The sequence below is a fragment of the uncultured Winogradskyella sp. genome (assembly GCF_947495255.1).
Classification (GTDB): domain Bacteria; phylum Bacteroidota; class Bacteroidia; order Flavobacteriales; family Flavobacteriaceae; genus Winogradskyella.
In genome coordinates, this window is record NZ_CANLYI010000011.1 from 131,310 (window position 1) to 140,082 (window position 8,773).

At 30.0% G+C, this 8,773-nt stretch carries 12 protein-coding genes; all 12 read right to left on the reverse strand.

Annotation, left to right across the window (positions count from 1 at the left end):
* Positions 1-143: 143 nt before the first annotated feature.
* The 12 genes from Q0807_RS17295 to Q0807_RS17350 all read right to left on the reverse strand — a co-directional run bounded on the left by Q0807_RS17295 (position 144) and on the right by Q0807_RS17350 (position 8,668).
* Positions 144-365 (reverse strand): hypothetical protein, encoded by a 222-nt coding sequence (locus tag Q0807_RS17295; RefSeq protein ID WP_299112190.1) that lies wholly within the window; start codon positions 363-365, stop codon positions 144-146.
* A gap of 16 nt (positions 366-381) precedes the next feature.
* Positions 382-861: a hypothetical protein gene (locus tag Q0807_RS17300; protein WP_299112192.1), complete on the reverse strand. Its 480-nt coding sequence runs from the start codon at positions 859-861 to the stop codon at positions 382-384.
* Positions 862-1,007: 146 nt separating this feature from the next.
* Positions 1,008-1,646 carry a hypothetical protein gene (locus Q0807_RS17305; protein WP_299112194.1) on the reverse strand — a complete coding sequence of 213 codons (639 nt, stop codon included), beginning with the start codon at positions 1,644-1,646 and terminating at the stop codon, positions 1,008-1,010.
* A gap of 159 nt (positions 1,647-1,805) precedes the next feature.
* Positions 1,806-2,687 carry a hypothetical protein gene (locus Q0807_RS17310; protein WP_299112196.1) on the reverse strand — a complete coding sequence of 294 codons (882 nt, stop codon included), beginning with the start codon at positions 2,685-2,687 and terminating at the stop codon, positions 1,806-1,808.
* Between the two features lie 167 nt (positions 2,688-2,854).
* A complete protein-coding gene (locus Q0807_RS17315) occupies positions 2,855-3,478 on the reverse strand; it encodes a hypothetical protein (protein ID WP_299112198.1) in 624 nt (207 codons plus the stop codon).
* A gap of 195 nt (positions 3,479-3,673) precedes the next feature.
* Complete coding sequence (locus tag Q0807_RS17320) at positions 3,674-4,081, reverse strand: hypothetical protein (RefSeq protein ID WP_299112200.1); 408 nt, start codon at positions 4,079-4,081, stop codon at positions 3,674-3,676.
* Positions 4,082-4,765: 684 nt separating this feature from the next.
* Complete coding sequence (locus Q0807_RS17325) at positions 4,766-5,344, reverse strand: hypothetical protein (protein WP_299112202.1); 579 nt, start codon at positions 5,342-5,344, stop codon at positions 4,766-4,768.
* Between the two features lie 271 nt (positions 5,345-5,615).
* Positions 5,616-5,903, reverse strand: coding sequence for a DUF1330 domain-containing protein (locus Q0807_RS17330; RefSeq protein ID WP_298236722.1), 288 nt, complete (start codon positions 5,901-5,903; stop codon positions 5,616-5,618).
* Between the two features lie 176 nt (positions 5,904-6,079).
* Positions 6,080-6,619 (reverse strand): hypothetical protein, encoded by a 540-nt coding sequence (locus tag Q0807_RS17335; RefSeq protein ID WP_299112204.1) that lies wholly within the window; start codon positions 6,617-6,619, stop codon positions 6,080-6,082.
* Positions 6,620-6,784: 165 nt separating this feature from the next.
* Positions 6,785-7,369, reverse strand: a complete 585-nt coding sequence (locus tag Q0807_RS17340) for a hypothetical protein (RefSeq protein ID WP_299112206.1) — start codon at positions 7,367-7,369, stop codon at positions 6,785-6,787.
* A gap of 121 nt (positions 7,370-7,490) precedes the next feature.
* On the reverse strand, positions 7,491-7,994 hold the full coding sequence (locus Q0807_RS17345; protein WP_299112209.1) for a hypothetical protein: 504 nt from the start codon (positions 7,992-7,994) through the stop codon (positions 7,491-7,493).
* 161 nt (positions 7,995-8,155) lie between these two features.
* Positions 8,156-8,668: a hypothetical protein gene (locus Q0807_RS17350; protein WP_299112210.1), complete on the reverse strand. Its 513-nt coding sequence runs from the start codon at positions 8,666-8,668 to the stop codon at positions 8,156-8,158.
* Between the last annotated feature and the right edge of the window lie 105 nt (positions 8,669-8,773).

An 8,773-nucleotide genomic window follows, 5' to 3' on the forward strand; every position in this document is an offset into this window, starting at 1 on the left:
GTTTTACAACGGTCTTGTGTATGATTTCGTTGCGTGGTTTAAGCATTAAAGTTAGCAAATAAATCACAGATAGAAAGTCCGTGAGGACTTTCGTAAGTAGGCTATAACCAGCAATGAATTATACACGTTGTTGTAACACGTTTTTATTTTCCGGTATCATTTTTTTTGTTTTTTTTTAAAGCCCAATTTTTTATTTTTTCATTCAAATCTGTAAATCCAATTCCGCCAATTAACATTCCAATTGGCATTCCGATTAATGTTCGCCAAAATTCTTTCGGATTTCTTTTATAATCAGGTAAGTATGCCCAATACAAAAACGCTCCAAAGAGTAATATTAAAATCAATATAATTATAAATTCTGTCATCTTCTTTAATTATGAATTACTCATTCAGTTTGTCAATTATTTGTTCCGTTAGAATATTATCTTTTTTATCAAGAAATATAATAGTTGGTCCAAAAACATTATTTATTGCAAGAATTCCATATTTTGAATTAAATAATATTGGTCCAGTTCCGTCAGTTACAGGATTTTCCAAATCGTAATAGTCAAATTCTAAACCGTTAAATTTTTTATTTCTAAAAGGTTCTTTATTAGTCTTTTTAAATTTTTCAAATCCGAAAAGAAAAGAATCTGAATCTGTGCTTTTTCTTATTGATATCGTTTTTGATGTGTCAATTTGATTAACGTACTTATAATTCAGAGATTTATCAGTTTTATTAAAAGTCAGAGTGAATTTTTCATTTTTCGGTTCTGAGCCAAAGAATATTGTTGCGTTTTTTTCAGAGTTCCATTCTGTATTTTTTTCAGAACATCCGAAACAAATCGCAAAAGTCAATATGTAAGTTAACAGGTTTCTCAAAATGTGTTACAACGGTCTCGTATAAGAATAGTTGCGGGTTTGCGTGCGAGGAATTTCCGAAGGAAATTCAGACGTAGCAAATACGCAACGACCTTTGATTAAGCACTAAACCGCAATTATTTTTATACATTGTTGTGCGTTCGTTTTTATTTTTCTCCAACCCAAATTTTACCTTTTGGCAAGAAATAAATCGTGTCTTTATTTCCGTTTGGGCTGTCAATTTCCTTATTTTTATAATTCCCTTTTTCCAATTTGGTCAAAAGTCTTCTGTCCGAATAACTGTCTTCAATTCGTTCGTATTGGTCAATTGGCCAAAGCAAATCACTTTTCCAATAAGGCTCTTCGTCAGCTTTGGGTTGCCAATTAAAATCAGAACTCAATTGATTAGTAAATGATGAGCTATTTTGCTTAAAATCTGCTTTTTCAAATATGTTTTCATAATACTCAATTTTGTCGTCAATTGCACAGACCACTTGAGATTTTGAAATCCTTGGCTCGTAAAGCCATATTTTTAAATAATACGGTTTGTTTCGTTTTTCTAATTCAGTTTTCCAACTGTCATAGATTTTTTCAAGCCCATTTAGAATATCTTTTTTCGCTTTTCCTTTTGGTTCAGGAATCTGGCTGTCTGTCAAAGTCAAATTGTCCCAAGGGTCAACATATACTTTTGCGTATTCATATTTGTGTTCAGTCAGATGTTGAATATTCAATTCCGAATATCCATTTATCCAATTCTGAATATTAGAAACCTTTCTTTTTAAACCTCTGATTTTCTTGTATCTCACAGTTTTTCTCAAATGACGCACAACGTGTTTGTGTATGGTTAGTTGCGTGATTAAGTAACTAAGTTAGCAAACTTTTAGGAACCCGAGAAAATTCCGCAGGAATTTTCGCAAGTAAGCACTTAAAAAGCAATTAATTATACACGGTGTTGTGCGTAGTTTTTATTTATATTGATAAATGTGAGTCATACTCGGAATATTATTTTTATCTAAAACAACGGTTTTTTTGATTTTTCCATTCTTGTTATATTCTGTTATTTTTCTTGAAATAACATTTCCATTTCCATTCGTGACTTTTTCCTCTATTTCATTTCCGTTTGAATCAACTAAAAACTCGTATAATCTACCAAAATATTCAGACATTGTTTTTTTTGGTTTACCATGATAGTCATACCATGTCAATGTATAATGATACCCATTATCGTTATACTCATAATCCTTAATCCAAATAATCCTATTATGGTCTAAAGATTTTTCTTGTTTAATCTTTCCGTCATCATAGTATTCCCACAAGAATCTATTTTGTGAATCCCAATGGATTATTGGTGAATGACGTTCAGTTTTTTGACCTTTGTCATTGTATTTAAATTCTAATTCAGCACTTAATTTCCAAGTCGGTTCGGGTTCATAATCCTCAGATGTAATTACATCTTTGAATTCAATATTTTTTTTAAGTCTTTTTTGATAGTTGTAATGTTTTCTTTTTTCTAATTGTTTAATTGAGTTGTAAAAAAATTCTGTTTTTGAACTATCACAACAAATTCCTTTTGGGTTATTTGGATAATGATTTAGAGTTTCAATTAAAAGAGTGTCATTGTACAAGTAAGTTGTGTTAACATCAGAAGTACCATTTGCAACGTCAGTTTTATAACCTCTATATATTTCTGATTTCACTAATCCAATTTCGTTAAATTTAACTTCTTTCGTTTCATTGGCATTTAAGCTGTCAGTTCCTTTATATTGTATTACTTTATAGTCAAAAGAATTATTCTGACAGCTGAATAATATTAAAGCAAACAAGACTAAAGTTAGGTGTTTATACATTGAATTTCGGGATTTGGACAAATTACGCACAACGTTGTTGTATATGGTTTGTTGCGTGTTTCAAGCAACTAATTTAGTAAATAATTATTGACCAAGAAAGTCCGTGAGGACTTTCGCAAGTAAGCAAGAAGCCAGCAATAAATTATATACGGTGTTGTGCATAGTATTTATTGGAAGTCAGCAGAATTTATCTCTATTTCATATTCATAAAGTTCCGTCGTATCATTAATTGGAATTTCAATGATATGACTTAAAAAAGGACTTGAAGTTCCAATTTGAAAAGTAATTTCGTTAACCACATTTTTGTCAATCCAAATTCGTCTTAATGAATTTTGTGTCGAAGGTGGTATTGGGTCAATTAATCTTTCTGGAAATTGTTTGTAGACATCTATTTCTTGAGTTATTTCGTCTGTAATTATTACTTTCAAGTCTACAGGATAAAGTTTCAAACCCTCAAAATTCAGTTCTTCTTGGTTTCCAATACTTTCGTCTTGAATAAATTCGACCAAGTTAGGTATATGTACTTGTTCATTAAAGTCAAGTTGAATTTGATATTTATTTCCATTTCCAGTCGTACTAAATGGTAAATTATAATCTCCATTTATGTCGGTCGTAGTTGAATCTATAAATCCTTTAAATATGTAATTCGTTCCAGCAAATGTTCCTTGCGTGCTATATTCCGCTAATTTTACTTTCTCATTTACTATTGGAATATCATTAGTTGAATCATAAATTTTTCCAAATATTAGAGTTTCAATATCAGCAGGAATTGGGTCTTCTTCACAGCTCATAATTAGAAGCGAAAAAAAGGTCAAAATGTAAATCAAATTTTTCTTCATAGCAGTAGGTTTATATTATGCACAACGTGTTTGTGTATGGTTAGTTGCGTGGTTAAGCAACTAAGTTAACAAACATTTACGAACCCGAGAAAATTCCGCAGGAATTTTCGCAAGTAAGCTCAATGAAGCAATTAAATATACACGGTGTTACCTGCTGTTTTTATTCAATTCATTAGGATAATTAAAATTTGACCAAAACCATTTAGGCACATCTTCAATATCATAAGTCAAATAATCTATATGGTGATTTTTTTGATTTTTGAATATTATTATTCCTTTTTCATACAGGCCATATCGTCCGTAGTCAATCGTTTTAAAAATAACATTTTTTATATCAGTTTTTGTATAGTTCTGTTTATAATTCGGACGTAAAAGGTATTCCACTGTTATATTAAAATCCTCTCTTATTATATGTCGTACAATTATTTTTCTTCCAATGAGCACAAAACTTAAAATTCCGATTGCTATACTTAAAGTTCCGATTGTAATTTTATTCAGATTTGTAATTATATATATTGCAAAAAAGACTATTAAGACACAAAAAAGTGAAGTCAAAAGTGTACTTTTAATATTCTTATATTTCGATTTGTGTATCGGTTTCTTCAAATTGCAGGTAACGTATTTGTATAAGATTAGTTGCGTGATTTAAGCACTAAAGTTAGCAAATAAATCACAGATAGAAAGTCCGCGAGGACTTTCGTAAATAGGCTAAAACCAGCAATTAATTTTATACGGTGTTGCCAAATAGCTGTTTTTTATTTTTTATAATTTCTTGTTATTCATTTTTCCATTTTTCTGAATTCACCATTTGAGTGATTTTTTCGCTAATTTTTAATTCAGAGTTTGAGTAAATTCCGCAATTCTGATTTTTCATATTTTGCTCAATTCCGCAAACTTGCTAAATTCAGATTTCGAGTAAGAATTCCGCATTTTTGTTTTTAGAGTTTGAGTAATAAAATTTTCTTTTTTAAATTTCTAAATTTTCCCAATTTTACAAATTTTCACGAGCGAGAGAGTGTTCCACATTCTAGCATTTCTTTATTTTTTCCTTAAATTTTAGAACTTTAAATCACAAATTCCTTTTTTCAGCAATTGAGTGAGAACAGTTTTTGGCAACGTTGTTGTGTATGGTTAGTTGCGTGGTTAAGCAACTAAATTAGTAAACTTTTACGAACCCGTGAATATTCCGCAGGAATATTCGCAAGTAGAGAAGAATAAAGCAATTAAATATACACGGTGTTACCCGACGTTTTTATTTTTCAGAATTTCTTTAATTGCTATTATCGCTTCTTTTTGATATTTTGATTCATTATTTAGCATTTCATTCAATTCAGTTGCTGTTTTAGCACTATAATTTATTTTCAGTTTTTCAATTCGTTTTGTTGTTTGTTTTTCGGCTTTTTCCTTTATCAGTTTTGGGTCTGTTCTGTCTATAAAAGGCAAAAAAGAGTATTTTATTTTGCTATTTTCAAAAATCGGCTCTTTCGTAATATCAATTAAGAAACAACTTAAGAAGTATCTGTCGTTATTTTTAAAAGTCAAGTCTAAATAACCTAAATCTGCGTAACAGGAAAAAGTGTCCCAAAAGAAATCTTTTTGATAAGATTGTCTGTTATAAATAGAACTTTCAATTTGGTCTAAACTATAAGTTTTTAAATCTTTTCCAGATTTAATTTCTATAATGTTTTTCTTTTTGTCAACAGTGAAGTTAGTCTTATAGTTTTCCTTTAAGTAGAATGTCGTTATTAAAAAACTCGGAAGTAATAAAAGAATTGTAAAAGGAATTCCAGTAACATATAAACTATTTGAATTTTTCAAACTTCTTCCATACTTTAATTCATATAAAAAGTCTCCGAAAAATATTATCACAACAAGAAAAATTCCTAACCAAATAAGAATTTTAATCAATGGTTTATATGTTAGTTCGTATGACGTTTTCAAATGTTGGGTAACGGTTATGTATATGAAATGTTGCGTGTTTGTGTGCGAGGATTTTCCGAAGGAAAATCAGAAGCTAGCAAACAAAGCAACTCACATTGGTTAAGCACAAAATAGCAATTTTTTATATACTGTGTTAGCAATAGTTTTTTTAAATTCCGTCTATAATTATAACATTTGTTTCCGCTCCTTTTTTCCTCAATTCAGTCGCTTTTTTATATTCTTCCGAATTCCACCAGTCATTTGCTATTTCAAAAGTCGGGAATTCAATTATCACAACTCTTTTTGGATTCCAATTTCCTTCTACCGTATTAGTTTCACCACCGCGAACGATTATTTTTCCTTTATATTTTTTTATGATTTCAGGCGCTACGTTTTTATATTCTTGTAACTTCTCTTTGTCAAATATTTTTAAGTCTAGTATTGCGTATGCAGGCATTTTAATTTCTGTTTATAGTATGAGTGGTAATTATTGCTAACGTGTTTGTATATGGTTTGTTGCGTGTTTCAAGCAACTAATTTAGTAAATAATTACGGACAAAGAAAGTCCGAGAGGACTTTCGCAAGTAAGCACGAAGCCAGCAATAAATTATATACGGTGTTGGCAATAGTTTTTTATTTTTCACAATTAATTTTAGTTTTCAATTCACTTTTCCCACTTGCTTTATATAAATGAATTATTAATTCTCCTTTCATTTTCGAAATAGAATCTCCGGTTTTAATTAATTCAAAATTATTAAATTCGGATAAAATTCCATCTTGAATTATATAAATTCCGTTTTCATTTTTTATTTTTAAAGTTGGATATGCGTGATTTTCTTTGTCGAGATATTTTTCAATTATTTTTCCGTTCCATTCACGATTCGCAAAGTATTCTTCATATTTACATTCATCTCGTTTTCCAAATTCAGAGATTTGATTAAATGCTGTAAATCCGAACAGAATTGTCAAAACTGGAACAGCAAAAACTAATAAAAAATAAGTGAATTTTATTCCTTTGTTTTCAGTTCGGTTTGCAAGTTGGAAAAGTTTAATCGGATTATTAAAAATTGCTCCGTTAAACAGATTTCCTTTTTCTCCATTATTTTTTAAAATCAGATAGATTATAAAAATCAGTCCGTTTAAAACTATTGCTAAAATTACTGCAGGATTCATATTATCTGTTCCTCGATTTAATTATTGCCAACGTTGTTGTATATGGTTTGTTGCGTGGTTTAAGCACCTAATTTAGCAAATAAAAACCGAATAGAAAATCCGCGAGGATTTTCGTAAGTAGGCTAGAACTAGCAATAAATTATATACGGTGTTAGCCACAGTATTTTATTCTTTTTTGATTAAAATTATTGTGTCTTTTTCGGGCAAATTTCTTTCTAAAAATTGATATCCCTCAAATTTAATTTTCAATTCCGTTTTTCCGTTTTTTGTATATATTGAATTATCATAAAATTCGATTTCATTGTTTAAATCTATTTCTTTAATTTTCCTTTCAAGTATTAGAAATTGCTTTTCCGTAATTTTATAAGGACAACACATTCCAAGAAAGCCTTGATTTTCTTGATAAATCACAAAATTATCTTTCTTATATTCGATATCATTCGGTTGAATAGGATAAAGAACTATTGAGGTTATAATTCCGAAAAATATTCCACCAAATAACCAGAATAATAAAGTCAGAATTGGCGTAATTGCATAAAAACTAAAGTAAAATCCAATTTTCTTAAATGGCTTTAAATTCCAGAAAAAGAGAATAATTCCACTTCCATAAACTAATAGGTTTATAATATAAGCAAGTCTATAATTCAGACTTATTTCAATCGTGCTTTTCAGCGTGAAATTCAGTAAAGCAAATCCCAAAAGGTAGAAATGAATCTTTGTTATTATATTTCTGATTTGGGTTTTCGTCATATTGTGGCTAACGTGTTAGTATATGAGAAGTTGCGGTTTTGTGTGCGAGGATTTTCCGAAGGAAAATCAGACGTAACAAAACAAGCAACGACCTTTGATTAAGCACAACACCAGCAATTTTTTATATACTGTGTTGTGTGTATTTTTTTAATTGTTTTATTATTTTCTTTGCGTTACTTTCTATTATTTTCCAATCCCACAATTCAGGATTTCCAAATTCAGGATTAGTGCTTTTCCAATTTTCAGCTCTTTTTCTTGAGTTCACAGAAATTCGGCATTCAATTTCGTTTTCGGTATTTAGTAAATTCAGATGAACGTATATTATTCCCCAACCATCAATTCGGTTTCGGTAGGTTTTTCCGTTGCAGTATTTCGGGTCGAGTTTTAATTTTGTTATAGTGAACTTGCCTTTACTTTCAGGATTATAAATCCCAAATCCTAATTGCCTTTTCTTTTCAGTAGTCGAATGTTCGAAATAGTCTTTAAATTCTGAGAAATTACTTATCCGAACTAATTCGTTTTCCATTTCAGAATATGATTCATAAAGTTCAGTTTTTGAATCCGATAGAATAAATTCAATCAGCTCAAAAAGTTTCTCTTTATTTATGATTTCTGTTCTTTGCATTCGGTTTTCTCAAATTACACACAACGGTTTCGTGTATGATTAGTTGCTTGACGGACTAAGATAATAAAAAGGGGATAAGCAAAGGGATTTCAGCAGAAATCCTCGAGTTAACTTTAACAGCTCCCAAGCAATTAATTATACACGTTGTTGTGCCTAGTTTTTTATTTCAGAATATTCAATCCAGCATTTTCGGCAATTTTCAAAATCGGAACTATTTTTTTCTCGTCAGTATACCAAATAATGTTAGTCCAATCCCATTCTTCGCTATAAATCGCGGAAAACTCTGGTAAAATCAAGCTGTATCTTTTTCCGCTTTGTGACCATAAATTATCAAAATCACATTTCCTTAAAACGTCATCATAATTCAGTGGTTTTTTCAAAACCATTCGATAATTCCGTTTATATTTCCAAAAATAAATATCAGTTGTTTTATACAATTCCTCTGCAACCATCTTGAATTTATTTCTGCGTGCTTTTAATTCGTCTAAATTTTCGTCGACAAAAATCATTTCACTCGCCTCTTCATTTGTTAGCCAATGGTCAAAAACACTAATAAAAATCCTTTTATATTTTCCGTTTTCAATGAATGAGTCTTCTTGTTCAATTATCTTTTTATAATCTGGAAGATTCCGCTTTATTTCCTTTAATTCCGCTTTCGAAATATTAGACATCATAGTTAGTTCGGGCGTTTTTTTAAATTAGGCACAACGTGAGCGTGTATGGTTTAGTTGCGTGGTTTAAGCAACTAATTTAGCAAAAATAGACCGAACCTGAGAAAA